This window comes from Klebsiella michiganensis (assembly GCF_015139575.1).
GTDB classification, from domain to species: Bacteria; Pseudomonadota; Gammaproteobacteria; order Enterobacterales; family Enterobacteriaceae; genus Klebsiella; species Klebsiella michiganensis.
In genome coordinates this window covers 3,095,770-3,111,117 of the sequence record NZ_AP022547.1, presented here as the reverse complement: position 1 = coordinate 3,111,117, position 15,348 = coordinate 3,095,770, and the positions used below count along the sequence as shown (strand labels likewise).

The following is a 15,348-nucleotide window of genomic DNA, read 5'->3' as shown; positions in this document are numbered from 1 at the left end:
CATTGACTAAGGATTAACGATGTCTGAACAACGGCAGCTGCGCATTGGTACTATATTACACGGCGCATCGGGAAATATGTCGGCCTGGCGTCATCCGGCCGCGCTGGCCGACGCCAGTATTAACTTTGAGTTCGTCAAGCAGACGGCGTTAAAAGCGGAAGAGGGCAAGCTCGATTTTATTTTTGTTGCCGATGGCTTATATATTAATGAAAAATCGATCCCGCATTTTTTAAATCGTTTTGAACCGCTCACCGTATTATCTACCCTTGCGGCGGTAACTTCGCGTTTAGGCCTGGTCGGTACCCTGTCGACCTCCTACAGCGAACCCTTTACCACCGCCCGCCAGTTCGCCAGCCTCGATCATCTGAGCGGCGGCCGCGCGGGCTGGAACGTGGTCACCCCGCCGCTGGAAGGTTCAGCAAAAAACTTCTCCCGCGCCCAGCATCCCGATCATGCGCTGCGCTACCGTATTGCCGATGAATATCTGCAGGTTGTCAAAGGCCTGTGGGACTCCTGGGAGCAGGACGCGTTTATTCGTAATAAAGAGAGCGGCCAGTTCTTTGATAAAAACAAGCTGCACACGCTTAATCATCACGGCGATTTCTTTAAAGTAGCCGGTCCGCTAAATATTGCCCGCACGCCGCAGGGCCGGCCCATTATCTTTCAGGCGGGCGCCTCCGATGACGGTAAAAAGTTAGCCGCCAGCCACGCAGACGCTATTTTTACCCATCAGGAGTCGCTGGCGGAGGCGCAGGCCTTTTATCGCGACGTCAAAAGCCAGCTTGCAGCGCACGGCCGCCGGGAGAGCGAACTGCATATCTTCCAGGGCGTCAGCGTCATCGTTGGCGACAGCGCCGACGATGTGGAGCAGCAATACCAGACCACCGCTGCGCTGGTGTCGATTGAAGACGCGCTGAATTATCTCGGCCGCTATTTTGAACATCACGACTTTGCTCAGTATCCGCTGGATGAGGCGTTCCCGGATATCGGCGACCTCGGGCAGAACAGCTTTCGCAGCACCACCGACGAGATAAAACGCAATGCCCGCGAACGCGGCCTGACGCTGCGCCAGGTGGCGCTGGAGGCGGCCAGCCCGCGACCGCGCTTTGCCGGAACCGCTGAAGAGGTGGCGGATGGTCTGCAGCAGTGGTTTGAACAGCGCGCGACGGACGGTTTTATTATCCAGGGCGGTACGCCGGATACCTTCCCGCGCTTTGTGGACCAGGTGGTACCGATTCTTCAGCAGCGCGGACTATTCCGCCGGGAATATCCCGGCACCACGCTGCGCGAAAGCTTAGGGCTGGCAGAGCCCGTGAATCAATTCCAAAAACAATAATAGAGAACACCCGCTATGCAGAAAACGCAGAAAAAATCGCTATTACTGGCGCTGGCGCTGGCCGTTAGTGCGTCATCCTGGGCGCAGAACGTCACGATCAACGGCACCGGCGTGAGCCTCGACGCCAACAAAACGCCGATTCATACGGCGAAAAACCCGCAGGCTATCGCGCAGCTGCCGAAAGGTCTCCACCTGGCGGTGCCGGGTAAGCTAACGGTCGCGGTCGCCGCGCTGAACTCACCGCCGCTGACCGTGTTTTCTGACGATAACAAAACCCTGCTCGGCAGCGAGGTGGATATCGCCCGCCTGGTGGCCGACAGCCTCGGGCTGGAGCTGAATGTGGTACCCACCTCGTGGGAGGACTGGCCGCTCGGCGTCGCTTCCGGCAAATATGATGCGGCGGTCAGCAATATCACCGTGACCAAAGAGCGCAAAGAGAAGTTTGATTTCGCCACCTACCGCAAAGATTCGCTGGGTTTTTACGTCAAGAGCACCAGTCCGCTGAGCAAAATTGAAAAAGCGGAAGATATTGCCGGGCTGCGGATTATCGTCGGCTCCGGCACCAATCAGGAAGCCATTTTGCTGGCGTGGAACGCCGAGAATCTCAAGAAGGGGCTGAAGCCGTTTACGCCGGTCTACACCAAAGACGACGCCGCCCAGACCCTGGCGCTGCAGTCCGGGCGCGCCGACGCCTTCTTCGGCCCCAATGTGATCGGCGCGTGGAAAGCGGCGCTGACCGGCAAAACGAAGCTGGTAGGCAGCGTTGACGGCGGCTGGCCAAAGGCGGCGCATATTGCCGTGACGGTGAAAAAAGGCAGCGGTCTGGTAGAACCGGTACAGACGGCGCTGAACGGCGCAATCCGCAGCGGCGACTACGCGAAGGTGCTGAACCGCTGGGGGGAAGGCGTGGAGAGCATTCCGCAATCGGAAATCAACCCGGCCGGACTCGGCGACTAACAGGAGGCATGATGAGCGATCTATTCCGCGATGTCTCTCCGGAAGCGCCGGAGCTGCAGCCGATTATTGAGGGCCTGTTCGGCGAGTACGCCGCGCGCTACGGCGACTATTTCTCCCGCGATGCCGAAATCGAGCTGACTGAATGGTATCTGGCGCCGCAGGGGCTGTTTATCGTGCTGGAGCGCGAAGGGGAAATTATCGCCACCGGCGCGTACAAACCGAAAGATTCCCATACGGCAGAAATCAAACGTATCTGGACCCATCGTCGTCTGCGCCAGCAGGGGCTGGCGGCGAAAGTGGTGCAGGAGCTGGAGCGACGGGCGCTGCTCGCGGGCTACAGCCATATCTATCTGACCACCGGTTTTCGGCAGCCGGAAGCGGTGCGGCTCTACCTGAGCCAGGGCTACGAGGCGCAGTTTGACCTCAGCCGCGATCCGGAAGAGTACAGCCTGCCGCCGTTCGATGGTCGACTGCGCTTTACGAAAGCGCTGGCGGTCAGCGCGCTGAGCCAGAGCGCTTAAGGAGCCAATATGCATACCCAGGAAACGATTAAGGTTGTCCCCGCGCGCTATCCGCTGCGGGCGGTAGGCGCGCTGCTGGCGCTGCTGGTGCTGGCGGTGGTGATTCAATCGGTCGCCTTTAACCCGCGCTGGGAGTGGCGCGTCTTTGCCCGCTGGTTCTTTGACCCGGTGATCCTTGAAGGTCTCGGGCAGACGCTGCTGCTGACCCTGCTGGCGACGGCGCTGAGCGTTATTCTCGGCGGCCTGCTGGCGCTGGCCCGGCTCTCCAGTTCATGGCTGCTGAGCAGCCTGGCCTGGGGCTATATCTGGCTGTTCCGCTCGCTGCCGCTGATCGTGGTGCTGATTATTCTCTACAACTTCTCCTATCTTTACGACACGCTAGCGATAGGCATTCCGTTCACCGCGATTCGCTGGGCCAGCTTTGAGACCATCAACGTACTGGGGCAGTTTTCTACCGCCGTTGTCGGGCTGACCCTGGTGCAAAGCGCCTACACCGCCGAAATTATCCGCGGCGGCTTTCTCGGGGTCGATCACGGGCAGTATGAAGCGGCGGCGGCGCTGGGGCTTCCGGCCAGCCGTCGGACCCTGCGCATTATTCTGCCGCAGGCGCTGCGCACCATTTTACCGGCGGGCTTTAACGAAATTATCAGCCTCGCCAAGGGGACGGCGATGGTTTACGTGCTGGCGATGCCGGAGCTGTTTTACACCATCCAGATGATCTATAACCGCACCCAGGAAGTGATCCCGCTGCTGATGGTCGGCGCCGCCTGGTATCTGGCGATCACCAGCGTGCTGTCGCTGATCCAGTATCTGGTCGAGCGCGGACTGGCCCGCAGCGAACGCCGCTCGGCGGTCAATAGCGCCCGCAGCAGCCGCCGCGTTGAGTCCATTCGTCGCCCACAACCCCAGGAGTCCGCCCATGCCCAACTCTCGTAACGGCCATATCTCCATCACCGGCGTCAGCAAATATTTTGGCCGCCATAAAGCGCTTGATGACGTATCGCTGGAAATCGAACCCGGCACGGTGACGGTGATCCTCGGGCCGTCCGGTTCGGGAAAATCGACGCTGCTGCGGGCGATTAATCATCTGGAGCGCGTGGATGAAGGCTTTATTCAGATCGATGGCGACTATATCGGCTATCGCCGTAAAGGCGACAAGCTCTACGAGCTGAAAGAGAAAGAGATCCTCCGCCAGCGGGTTAACGTCGGCTACGTATTTCAGAACTTCAACCTGTTCCCGCATCTGACGGTGCTGGAAAATCTGATTGAAGCCCCCATCGCCCATAAGCAGGCGACCCGCAAAGAGGCGATCGCGCGGGCGTATGAACTGCTGGACGTGGTCGGACTGCGCAATAAAGCCGACGCCTGGTCGCGGCACCTGTCCGGCGGCCAGCAGCAGCGCATCGCTATTGCCCGGGCGCTGGCGCTTAACCCGCGGGTAATGCTGTTCGATGAACCGACCTCCGCGCTCGACCCTGAGCTGGTGGGGGAAGTGCTGGACGTGATTAAAAAGCTGGCGCGCTCCGGCACCACGCTGGTGGTGGTCACCCATGAAATCGGTTTTGCGAAAGAGGTGGCGGACCGGGTGGTGTTTATGGTCGACGGCAAGATAGTCGAGCAGGGCAGCAGCGACGCCGTGCTGAACCAACCGCAGCATCCGCGTACGCGGCAGTTCTTATCGAGGGTATTAGCGGCATGAGAAACGGACTTTTGGCCCTGACACTACTCTCTTTATCTGCGGCATCGCAGGCGGCTATCGACCTGCGCGCCAACGAGCAGCCGCTGCCGGTGACCCGCGATGAGCAGGCGATCGCGAAGATCCCGGCAAATTACGCCTTCGTCGAGCCGGGTACCTTAACGGTGGCGATTTCGGCGCTCAATTCGCCGCCGCTGGCGCTGTTGGCCAGCGATAACCGCACGCGTATCGGCAGCGACCCGGATATTGCCTGGCTGCTGGCCGGCAGCCTCGGGCTGAAGCTAAAGCTGGTGCCCACCGCCTGGGAGGACTGGCCGCTGGGGATTACTTCCGGACGCTACGACGTCGCGCTGGTCAATATTGCGGTGACCGAGCAGCGGAAAGAGAAGTTTGATTTTGCCACCTATCGCGTTGACTCTCTGGCCTTTTCCGTGAAATCAACCAGCGATATCGCCCGCGTGAGCGGTCCGGCGGATCTCGCGGGTAAAAAAGTGATCGTCGGGTCCGGGACTAACCAGGAGCGGATTTTGCTCGGCTGGAACGCCGAAAACGAAGCCGCCGGGCGGCAACCCGCGCTGCCGGTCTACCTGACCGATGACGCCTCGGGCAACCTTTATATTCAGTCCGGTCGCGCGGACGTGTTCTTTGGGCCGCAGTCGGTGGCGGCCTATAAAGCGGCGCTCAGCGGCAAAACCAAAGTCGTCGGCCTGGGGCCGAAAAAAGCGTACGTTGCCACCACGACCAAAAAGGGCAACGGCCTGGCTCCGGCGCTGCAGGCGGCGCTGAACGGCGCGATTGCTCGCGGCGAGTATCAGAAAGTGCTGGCGCGCTGGGGGGAGCAGGGCGAAGAGGTGACGCAATCGGAAGTGAATCCGCCGGGGATAACCTACTAAAAAACCGCTGTTTCGCAGGAGTGTGATGCGAAACAGCGGAGGCGAATGCTCGCCAGGGTTTTAAATCAGGCGGCGCGAGGGGTTAGCGTCAAACGATCCAGCGGCCCGACGATAAACAGATAGGAGAACAGGCCCAGCACGCCCATGGAACCGACGTACAGGATGGCGTAATCAAAGGAGTGGGTATTAGCGAGGATCACGCCGATAACCAGCGGCGTGATAATACTCGCCAGGTTGCCGCACATGTTGAACACCCCGCCGGCAATTCCCAGCATTTCCTTCGGCGAGGTGTCGCTCAGCACGCACCAGCCGAGGTTACCGAAACCTTTAGCAAAGAAGGCCAGGCTCATGGCGGCGATCACCACCACTTCCGAGGTGGTGTAGTTGGCGACGACAATCACGCAGGAGAGCAGCATGCCGCAGATCACCGGCAGCTTGCGGGCGGTCGTCAGGCTGTAGCCGCGTTTGAGCAGCCAGTCTGAGAATACCCCACCGAGCAGTCCGCCGATAAATCCGGCAATGGCCGGGATACTGGCGACAAAACCGACCTTGAGGATCGACATACCTTTGGCCTGGTAGAGATAGGTGGGAAACCACGTCAGGAAGAACCAGGTAATGGACGTTACGCAGAACTGGCCGATATACACGCCGATCATCATGCGATTAACGCAGACGCTTTTAATCTGCGCGAGGGTTAATTTCTGCTGCGTTTTTTTCGTCCCTAATTCCGGCTCGCCGCCGCCTTCGCGAATATAGTCGAGCTCCTGTTGGTTAATTTTTGGATGATGAGAGGGATCTCTTACTTTTACCAGCCAGAATATTCCCAGCACCACGCCGATAGCGCCAATATAATAAAATACGTAGTGCCAGCTTAAATTATGCAGAATAATCGTCATTAGCGGCGTAATAATTCCCAGGGAAATATACTGCGCGGCCTGATAGACCGAGGTGACGAATCCGCGCTCTTTATTGGGAAACCACTGTACGCTGAGACGGCTGTTAGCGGGGAAGGCGGGGGCTTCAATCGCGCCCATCATCAGGCGCAGAATCACCAGTACGATCAATGGGCTGGCGAACAGATAGATCGTTCCCTGAAACATGGTGACGATCGACCAGCCAATCAGCGCGCAGCCGTAGACCAGCCGCGAACCATATTTATCCAGCAGCCAGCCGCCGGGTATTTGCATAATGACGTAGGAGATACCAAAAACTGAAAAGGCCAGCCCCATCGCCTCGGGATCAAAGCCTAGCTCTTTGCTCATAATAGGCGCGACGACGGACAGCGTTGCCCGGTCGGCATAATTAAATACGGTAGCCAGAAATAAAAACAGTAATATGCCGTAACGCACGTTGCTGCGTTTTAAGGGGGTAGTCATATTCAACTCCTTTGCAGGGTTGTTTATTGTGGGTACAGTCAATAAGAGGTATTTCCCCGGCAGGGCTACAGGTTTTCAGTCATCTGCGGACCGGTAGCCTGGACAGATGCGCCGCATCGCCTCCGGGAAAACGCGATATTCTCCCTGGGGCGGCGCTTGGCGCGCCTTGCCCGGGTTAAGGGGCCTGTAGCCCTTGTGCCGCCATCCGGGGAATTCGGTTAAGGGCGTTTACCAAACTCGCAGCTTTGCTGGGTCCAGCGGCGGGCCTGTTCGCTCAGGGTAAAGCCCAGACCGTGGCGTTCGGAAACCCACATCCGCCCGTCGCGCAGCTCCAGCTGTTCGTTAAACAGCGGGTTCAGCCACTCGAAGTGCTCCAGCCACGGCTCGAGCGGGTAGGCGGCGGCAAGATGCAGGTGTACCTCCATCGCAAAGTGCGGGGCCAGCTTGCGACCGTGCTTCGCCGCCAGATCCATAATCTTCAGGAACGGGGAGATCCCGCCGACGCGCGGCGCATCCGGCTGGACAAAGTCGCTGGCGTTGCCGAGGATAAGCTGCTCATGTTCGCGGAAGCTGGTCAGCATCTCGCCGGTGGCAATCGGCGTATCCAGCGCGGCGGCGAGCTGCGCGTGGCCTTCTACATCGTAGGCGTCAAGAGGCTCTTCAATCCAGACCAGATTGAACTGCTCCATTTTGCGCCCCATGCGGATGGCGGTTTCGCGATCCCACTGCTGGTTGGCGTCCACCATCAGCGGGAAGTCATCGCCCAGCACCTCACGCACCGCCGTCAGGCGACGAATATCTTCGGCGGTATTCGGCTGACCGACCTTCAGCTTAATCCCGCCAATCCCGTTCTCACGGGAGATAGCCACGTTTTTTAACACCTGATCCAGCGGCGTATGCAGAAAGCCGCCGGAGGTGTTGTAGCACTGAACGGAATCGCGGTGCGCGCCGAGCAGTTTCGCCAGCGGTAGTCCGGCGCGTTTGGCTTTCATATCCCACAGCGCAATATCAAGAGGGGAGATGGCCTGTACCGCCATACCGCTGCGGCCAACGGATGCGCCGGCCCACAGCAGTTTGGTGTAGATCTTGTCGATATCGTTCGGGTCTTCGCCGAGCAGATTATCGGCGATCTCTTTGGCGTGGGCGTAAATGCCCTGGCCGCCCGCACGCTTGGAATAGCTGAAGCCAACGCCTTCAAAGCCGTCCCGGGAGCGGATTTCCGCGATAACGATCGCTACTTCGGTAAGCGGTTTTTGCCGACCGGTCAGAACCTTTGCATCGCTAACGGGGGTCGCCAGCGGCAGAAAGGCCAGCGACAGTTTGACGTGTTCAATGCGGTCGCCGGTTTCAGCGGCGGTTTTGACGCCGGAAGCTTTGGCGTAGGTCACGGACTCGGAATTAGCGCTCGAGGTCATAGTCAGTTCCTTTTTAGTGATAAAATGTTTGCGCTAACATTTTTAATCCTGAAATTGTCCTGGCGCTACGACAGTGATTTTAATTTGTACAAACGATCACAATTAGCGCTTATAAAGGGTAAAATTATGCAGCTCAGGTCACGATCCAAAAATGTTTGTGAAAAATCACAAATCAAAATGATAGCGATAACATTTTGTGTTTCAGGTATTTGATTCTATTGAGGATGTCGAGGTGAGCGCTGGCAATTGCGCGGGCCATCATCAATAATGCCCACAGAAAACGACTCAACACAGGGGCTTAGTCGTGAAAAGCAGAAAACCGACGCGCGCGCCGACGCTGGATGACGTAGCCCGTAGCGCCGGATTGTCGTCGATGACGGTCAGCCGGGCGCTGAATACGCCGCAGCTGGTGAGGCCAAAAACGGTCGAGAAAGTGATGCAGGCGGTGCAGGCAACGGGCTATATCCCTAACGCGCTGGCCGGCGGCCTGGCCTCCAGGCGCAGCAAGCTGGTGGCCGTGGTGGTGCCGCAAATCAATAACAATATGTTTGTCGATACCATCCAGGCGCTGAGCGATACCCTGGCGGCGCGCGGCTACCATATGCTGCTGTGCGTGGCGGGCTACAGCCGACAGACCGAAGCCGAGCTGGTAGCAACCTTACTCTCCCGACGTCCGGATGGCGTGGTATTGACCGGCATTCAGCACGCCCCGGCGTTGAAGAAGACGATCCTCAACGCCGCCACGCCGGTGGTGGAAATCTGGGATCTCACCCCGACGCCGCTGGATATGCTGGTCGGTTTTTCGCATGAAAAAGTCGGCGAAACCATTGGCGAGTACCTACTGGAAAAAGGCTACCGCCGCCCGGGTCTGCTGTGGGCTGGCGATGCGCGCGCGACGTTGCGAAAGCAGGGGCTCCGCGCCCGGCTGGCCAAAAACGGCATTGACGATGCGCCGCAGGTCGAGGTGCCGCTTCCGGCATCGCTGGCGCTGGGGCGTCGCGGGCTGGCCGAGCTGCTCGCCGGCGGCGAGTTTGACGTTATCGTCTGCAGCTCCGATACCCTTGCCCAGGGGGCGATTATGGAAGCCGAAAGCCGGGGGCTGCGCGTGCCGCAGGATCTGGCGGTGATCGGTTTTGGCGATCTGGACTTCGCCGCCAGCAACCGTCCGGCCATCACCACCGTCAGCGTCGACCGTCATGCCATCGGCGAGCAGGCGGCCACGCTGCTTGCCGACCGCATAGAAGGCGGAGAAGAAGGGGAAGCGATTATTGATATCGGCTTTCACCTGGTGGCGCGCGAGTCGGCGTAGCTCTGCCGTTTCGCATGTGCGAGGGGGCCTCAATAGCGGCATGGCGTAATCAAATCTATACTGCAAAATTGCTAAACCCGTCGCCGCTCTGTTCCTGAGCGGCAAATTCATCGAGGGCGCAGAATATGATCACCGTCTATGGCGTACCCGGCTGGGGCTCAACAATTAGCGAACTGATGCTGACGCTGGCCGATATCCCGTACCATTTTGTTAACGTTGAGGGCTTTGACCAGCCGGGCCCGCAGCGCGACCGCCTCAAAAAGATCAACCCGCTGTGTCAGGTGCCGACCCTGACGCTTGCAGATGGCAGCGTGATGACCGAAACCGCGGCGATTGCCCTGATGATCCTCGACGTTCGACCGGATCTGGCTCCGGCGCCGGGATCGCCGCAGCGGCATGCCTTTCAGCGTCTGCTCATCTGGCTGGTGGCGAACGTCTATCCCACCTTTACCTTTGCGGATTACCCGGAGCGCTGGGCCGCCGATGCGCCAGACCAGCTGCGGGAAAGCTGCATCAGCTATCGCAAATCGCTCTATCTGTGGCTGGAGGAGCAGCTTGCCGCCGCGCCGTATGCGCTGGGGACGGAAATAACCCTGCTGGACTGCTATATTGCGGCGATGTGCGCCTGGGGCCCGCGCCGGGAGTGGTTTGCGGCGCAGACGCCAAAATTCGTCGCCGTGGCGGATGCGGTGTATCGACATCCCAAACTCGAAGCCGTTCTGCGCCGCAACGAGCTGATTTAAAGTACAAAAAGCGATCCGCATGACGCGGGTTATGCTAGTTTTATCGTCCAGACAATAAAGGAGCCTGCTATGCCGCACGTTGATATTAAATGTTTTCCCCGCGACCTGAATGATGAACAAAAAGCGGCGCTGGCCGCCGATATTACCGAGGTGTTGATTCGCCACCTCAACAGCAAAGAGAGTTCAGTGAGCGTGGCCCTGAAGCAGGTTGAGCCGAGCGACTGGCAGCAGGTGTGGGACAGCGAAATCGCCCCGCAGATGGAACAGTTGATTAAGAAACCGGGCTATAGCATGTAACCCGGTTTCTTTCCCGGAGGCGATGCTGCGCATCTGTCCGGGCTACGCGTTCCCGGCGATCTGCGGTCCGGTAGCCCGGGCAGGCGCTCTGCGCCGCCCCCGGGAAGAAGCGCGTGGGCTGCTGTATTAGAACCAAATCTCCGTCTGCACGCCGAAGTTCCAGTTTCCCCCGGCGGTAAAGCCTTTACTGCCGAAATCATCGTTGATCGCGTAGCGATCCAGATCTTTATCCCAGTTCATCCACGTAACAAAGAAACGTATCTCCGGCCGCGCTTTAATATCCAATACATCGCCCACTTTAAACGTCGGGGCGAAGGTCAGCTTGTAAAAATCGCCGCTCACCGCCTGGTATTGATGCACGCCGCTGTCGTAGCGATAGGTTCGGCCGTTGGGATTCAGGTCCATATATTGCCAGGACGCCTCGTACAGCAGGGCGAAGTTGCGGGTGATCCCCTGGGAAACCCGCAGGTTGAAGGTTGCCCAATCGTAGCGGTCCCCGTCGCGATAGCGGTCTTCGCTATGCTGGGCGATAACCGATGGCGCAAGCTGCCAGTTTTTCCCCAGCGGCAAAATACCGTATGACGCAAAGCGCAGAGATTTGGCGTTTTCGGTAAGATCGCCGTCGCTGCCCGGCTGCCGCGCTTCGGCGCCCAGCCCGCCGCCGTACTGCAGGGCGCTCTCCGATACGCCCGGCGCCAGGCCATAAAACCGCTGCTTGTCGTGATACGCCAGCATCGCGTAGTAGCCGTTTTTCGCCGTATTATCGCTGCGCAGGGCGTAGCTGCCGGTCGTCGACGTCGTATCTTTCAGGTCATCGTTACCCTGGGCGGTCATCGCCGTGGTCATCAGCTGCCAGTTGTTCCAGAAGTGGTTGGCGGTAAACATCAGGTTTTGTATATCGTTATCCTGATAGTTATCGCTGCCCAGATCGCCAAAGCTGCGCGCATAGACCGAGTAATCGCCGCGCAGCGTACTGTTCCAGTTGACGTCATTGATCCCGCCGCCTGTACCGCCGAGGAACATAATATCGCTATCGGTAAAGTGGATATCGAAGTTATCGCGGTCGAAACGCTTGCCCGCCCAGATGGAGGCGCTCCTGAACGGCCCGGAAAAATCGGCGAAATTACCCATCTCGACGTACAGCTGGCGCACGTTCAGATGGTGGCTGTCGTTATCCTGCACCCACGGATCCGGGTTGGTCGCGCCGTCGGCAAGCATGGTTTTAAAGTGCGCCCACGACCCGTCGCTGAAGGTCATTTTTTTGCCGAAGCTGAGCTCCACGTAGTTATCTTTCTCATTACCGAGACGGCCAACGTGGGCGTCACCGTTGAGCGAACTGGCCGGCGAGATCCCCGGGCCGCCGCGCGCGCCTTTGCCGTGGCTGTTGACCAGCATTCCGGAGCGGGCGTAGGCGTTAAATTCAAAGCCGTCGGTAAGGCGGGTTTTCGCCAGCTGTTTGTCGGCAGCCTGCTGCTTTTGCTCCGTGGCATCGGTGCGCTGGCTTAACGTCTGCACCTGTTTTTCCGCCGCCGCCGCACGCTGTTCTGCCGCGCTGGTGCGCAGCTCCGCCTGCTGCGCCCGACGTTTAGCCTCTCCGGCCTCCTGCTCCGCATGATTAAGCCGGGCCTCCAGCAGCGCCAGCCGTTGTTCGACGGTGAGCGGAGCCGCATTTGCGCCGTAAGCCGAAAAAAGGGCGCAGCAAACCGCCGCGCTAATCAAAGAGATACGCATATTAATCCTTATTTTTTTCAGAGGTATGAAGGGTGTGCTGCGCCTTACAGGGCGTGGTTTTCTCCGGCGACTGAAGATGTGTCCGACGGCGCGCGGCGTCCGGCATCAAGGTCGGCGCGGATCTGTTCATACTGGTCGTCGAGGCGATAGAAGCGGCCAATCCACAGCATTGAGGCGACAATCAGCAGCGCCGGGATATAGAGGTAGCAGGCTTTTATCGCCAGCATCGCGCCGTCGCTTTGGGCCTGATTGGCGATATAGCCGCCGGATGAGAGCAGTACCCCGGTAATAGCGCCCGCGCCCGCCATAGCCACTTTGCCAAGAAAGCCGTTGATAGAGGTTAAGATGCCGGCGGTATTGATGCCGGTTTTCCACACCCCGTAATCCACCGGATCGGCCTGCATGGAGAAGTAAATTGCCGTGCGCTGTCCGGCGCCAAGCGATAGCACCACCGCACCGGCAATCAGGCCCCAGCTGTTAACGCCTGCCGCCATCATCATGCCCATGCCGACCAGGTTGATCGCGCTGGCGACCAGATAAACGTGGCGCTTTTTCATCCGGCTGGCGAGCAGCGGCACGGTGAGGGTACCCAGCAGAGGCACGAAGGTAGAGATCCCGGCGACGATCGCCGTGAGATCGTTATTGCCGACGTAATAATGGAAAAAGTAGACCAGCGCCCCGGTCTGGAAGAAAAACGCGCCCCACATCAGGAAAATATTGATGGCGAAGACGAACCACGGCCGGTTGGCGCGCAGGCTGACCCAGGCGCGTTTTAAGGTCATGCGCTCCTGCGTAATGCTGATATTTTCCTTAACGTTCCGGAAGCTCACCAGCAGGAAGAAGGTGGCAATAACGCCGAAAACCACCGCCGTGTAGAAGAAGCCGTGCTGCTGATTGCCTTTCCCCAGCGCGCCAACCAGCGGCAGAGTGGCGACCGCGACGATGGTCGCGCCGAGCGAACCGAGCAGAATACGCACCGCCGACAGCGTGGTGCGTTCCCGCGAGTCGTTCGTCAGAAATGGCAGCATGGCGCAGAACGGAATGTTGACGATGGTATAGAGAAACGACAGGCACAGATAGGTGACAAAAGCGTAGATCAGCTTACCGATGGTGCCGAAATCCGGCACGTAGAAGGCCAGAATACACAGCAATCCGAAAGGGATCGCGCCAATAAGCAGATACGGACGACAGCGTCCCCAGCGGGTGGCGGTATTGTCGATAACCAGCCCCATCAGCACGTCGGCAACGCCATCCACCAGACGCGTCACGAGAAACATCAGGCCAACGTAATAGGCGGGCAGGCCCATCACGTCGGTGTAAAAGAACATCAGATAAAGAGAGATCATCTGCCACACGAGGTTGCAGGAGAGGTCGGCGATGCCATAGCCAAGGCGCTGCCGCCACAGGGTAAAGGTTGTTTCTGCCATAAAAATACACTCGCTTATCGTTGTTGTTAAAGTCCGTACTGGCGAATAAACCAGGCCGGGGTGCAGCTCCACGCATGGCAATAACTGTTTATCAGTTTGCTGCCATAAGGGGAAAAATCAGGATGCGCCGGGTCGAAGATTTCCCAGAAGGTATCGGCGCCGTAGTCGACCATGGCTCCCCAGTAGGCTTTGATCTGCGCAATTGCCTCGTCGCGCAGCCCGCACTGCAGAAGGGCGGCGATATAGTGATGACGCAGGTAGGGTGTGTTCATGGCGACCGCGGGGGGATTTTTCTCCAGGTTGCGCATGATCTCCCGGCGCTGCTGCGGCGTGCCGACTTCCGCCAGCACCAGCCAGATTTGCGATGCCCAGGAGACCTGCCGCCGGGCGCCGCTGACGTAAAAGCCCTGCTGCGGGTCCCATAACGCATCGAGGGCCGCCGCTTTGAGCTGCTGTAAACGTTGGCGATAGCTTGCGGCCTGTTCAGGTTCGAAACGCTCCGCCAGCCAGATAGCGCGCTGCAGGCAGTAAATCAGTACCCCCTGCGCCGCCGCCTGTTTATTCAGCGACGCCTGCCAGTCGATAAACACCCACCAGTCGTCGCTATCGCGCACAACGCCGGAGGCGTCGCAGCGGGTCAGCGCCAGTTCTACCTGACGACGCGCCGTGGGCCACAGCTCGCGGGCCGTGGCCATATCCTCCGCGCTTTGCAGATAGTTGTAGAGGACGTCGACAAAAAACAATGAATAATCAAAAAGAAAGGTATCGTCCGCAATGACATCCGGCTGCACGAACACGTTGGCCGATACCATGCCGTCCTCGCGAGTATGCCCGGCAAAAAGGTACAGGCAGCGGCGCACCAGAGCGTGGCGTGCGAAGGTGACATCGTTGACCAGCGCCTGCAGACGTAAATCGCCGAGCCACAGGCGGCGGTCGCGTTTGGGGCCATCTTCAAACACTTCCTGCATGCAGTTTTGCAGGGTCAGCACGGCAACGTTATCGATGGCCCGGAGCTGCGGGTCGGAGGTTGTCGCCGCCGGGCATGCGCCGCTGGCCGAGGTGACCGCGTTAACCTCAACCTGCGTGAACTGCAGGCGAAACTTGCGCGAAACGGCTTTGACCTCCACCTTCAGATAGCGGAAGCAGTAGCGGCGCGGCAGGTCAATTTCGGCGGGCAGGACATCAAGCCACAGATCCTGCTGCTGCAGCCAGCTACTGCTGAGCCAGCCCTGATAGTCGCTGAACGGTTCGCACACTTCGCTCAGCGTTTCGCCGAAGGTCAACTGCAGATGGGCCGGAGCGTCCGGCGGACTCCCGGCGCTCTGGCAGAGAAAATGCAGGTAGCCAACGTAGTGGCTGCCAAAATCAATAATGACGCTATCGCCGCTGCTCAACTCGCGCTGGTAAAACGCGGCCAGGGTGCTCACCGGCTCGGCTCGCCAGCCGAAGAGCGCCGCGGCGTCGGCGTGGGCTTCGACTACCGCGATCGGCGGGTGTGCCTGACGACTCAGCGCGGGCCGGAGCGCCTCGGCGGTACGTAAAAATTTCGGGTGGCGGGTCATCATGACCTGAGAATTATGCTGAATTGCCTGTGACATACTGCGTCCTCTGTGTTGATTTGTCCGCAGCATAAGACGCCGCCGCCCG

General features: G+C 59.1%; 12 protein-coding genes and 1 pseudogene. 8 read left to right on the top strand and 5 right to left on the bottom strand.

Translation table 11 applies throughout. The features are described from left to right. Positions 1 to 19 precede the first annotated feature (19 nt). The 5 genes and pseudogenes from JLG71_RS14625 (at position 20) to JLG71_RS14605 (ending at position 5,403) form a co-directional block, all read left to right on the top strand. Positions 20 to 2,293, top strand: a pseudogene (locus JLG71_RS14625) (NtaA/DmoA family FMN-dependent monooxygenase). 11 nt (positions 2,294 to 2,304) lie between these two features. After that, on the top strand, positions 2,305 to 2,814 hold the full coding sequence (locus JLG71_RS14620; RefSeq protein ID WP_025107874.1) for a GNAT family N-acetyltransferase: 510 nt from the start codon (positions 2,305 to 2,307) through the stop codon (positions 2,812 to 2,814). A gap of 9 nt (positions 2,815 to 2,823) precedes the next feature. Further along, positions 2,824 to 3,750 carry an amino acid ABC transporter permease gene (locus JLG71_RS14615; RefSeq protein ID WP_014229255.1) on the top strand — a complete coding sequence of 309 codons (927 nt, stop codon included), beginning with the start codon at positions 2,824 to 2,826 and terminating at the stop codon, positions 3,748 to 3,750. Continuing rightward, on the top strand, positions 3,734 to 4,513 hold the full coding sequence (locus tag JLG71_RS14610; protein WP_014229256.1) for an amino acid ABC transporter ATP-binding protein: 780 nt from the start codon (positions 3,734 to 3,736) through the stop codon (positions 4,511 to 4,513). Before JLG71_RS14615 ends, JLG71_RS14610 begins: the two co-directional genes overlap by 17 nt. Continuing rightward, positions 4,510 to 5,403 (top strand): ABC transporter substrate-binding protein, encoded by an 894-nt coding sequence (locus tag JLG71_RS14605; RefSeq protein WP_200913542.1) that lies wholly within the window; start codon positions 4,510 to 4,512, stop codon positions 5,401 to 5,403. Before JLG71_RS14610 ends, JLG71_RS14605 begins: the two co-directional genes overlap by 4 nt. A gap of 65 nt (positions 5,404 to 5,468) precedes the next feature. On the opposite strand, the gene JLG71_RS14600 is transcribed toward JLG71_RS14605, so the two are convergent. Together JLG71_RS14600 and JLG71_RS14595 are read right to left on the bottom strand one after the other, a co-directional pair. Beyond that, positions 5,469 to 6,779 carry an MFS transporter gene (locus JLG71_RS14600; RefSeq protein ID WP_048263002.1) on the bottom strand — a complete coding sequence of 437 codons (1,311 nt, stop codon included), beginning with the start codon at positions 6,777 to 6,779 and terminating at the stop codon, positions 5,469 to 5,471. A gap of 218 nt (positions 6,780 to 6,997) precedes the next feature. Then, positions 6,998 to 8,194, bottom strand: a complete 1,197-nt coding sequence (locus JLG71_RS14595) for an L-talarate/galactarate dehydratase (protein WP_032749191.1) — start codon at positions 8,192 to 8,194, stop codon at positions 6,998 to 7,000. Positions 8,195 to 8,498: 304 nt separating this feature from the next. Here JLG71_RS14595 and JLG71_RS14590 point away from each other — a divergent pair, with 304 nt between their 5' ends. The 3 genes from JLG71_RS14590 to pptA all read left to right on the top strand — a co-directional run bounded on the left by JLG71_RS14590 (position 8,499) and on the right by pptA (position 10,543). Then, complete coding sequence (locus JLG71_RS14590; protein ID WP_029946962.1) at positions 8,499 to 9,503, top strand: LacI family DNA-binding transcriptional regulator; 1,005 nt, start codon at positions 8,499 to 8,501, stop codon at positions 9,501 to 9,503. Between the two features lie 125 nt (positions 9,504 to 9,628). Continuing rightward, on the top strand, positions 9,629 to 10,246 hold the full coding sequence (locus JLG71_RS14585) for a glutathione S-transferase family protein (RefSeq protein ID WP_046877306.1): 618 nt from the start codon (positions 9,629 to 9,631) through the stop codon (positions 10,244 to 10,246). Between the two features lie 69 nt (positions 10,247 to 10,315). Beyond that, positions 10,316 to 10,543, top strand: a complete 228-nt coding sequence (pptA, locus tag JLG71_RS14580) for a tautomerase PptA (protein WP_004850668.1) — start codon at positions 10,316 to 10,318, stop codon at positions 10,541 to 10,543. A 126-nt stretch (positions 10,544 to 10,669) separates the two neighbouring features. Here pptA and JLG71_RS14575 read toward each other — a convergent pair whose 3' ends face one another. The 3 genes from JLG71_RS14575 to JLG71_RS14565 are packed head-to-tail and all read right to left on the bottom strand — an operon-like array spanning position 10,670 to position 15,299. Next, on the bottom strand, positions 10,670 to 12,274 hold the full coding sequence (locus JLG71_RS14575; protein ID WP_048263006.1) for a carbohydrate porin: 1,605 nt from the start codon (positions 12,272 to 12,274) through the stop codon (positions 10,670 to 10,672). Between the two features lie 44 nt (positions 12,275 to 12,318). Next, positions 12,319 to 13,701 (bottom strand): glycoside-pentoside-hexuronide (GPH):cation symporter, encoded by a 1,383-nt coding sequence (locus JLG71_RS14570; protein WP_064375832.1) that lies wholly within the window; start codon positions 13,699 to 13,701, stop codon positions 12,319 to 12,321. 26 nt (positions 13,702 to 13,727) lie between these two features. Further along, complete coding sequence (locus tag JLG71_RS14565; RefSeq protein ID WP_116280063.1) at positions 13,728 to 15,299, bottom strand: alpha-L-rhamnosidase-related protein; 1,572 nt, start codon at positions 15,297 to 15,299, stop codon at positions 13,728 to 13,730. Positions 15,300 to 15,348: the final 49 nt, after the last annotated feature.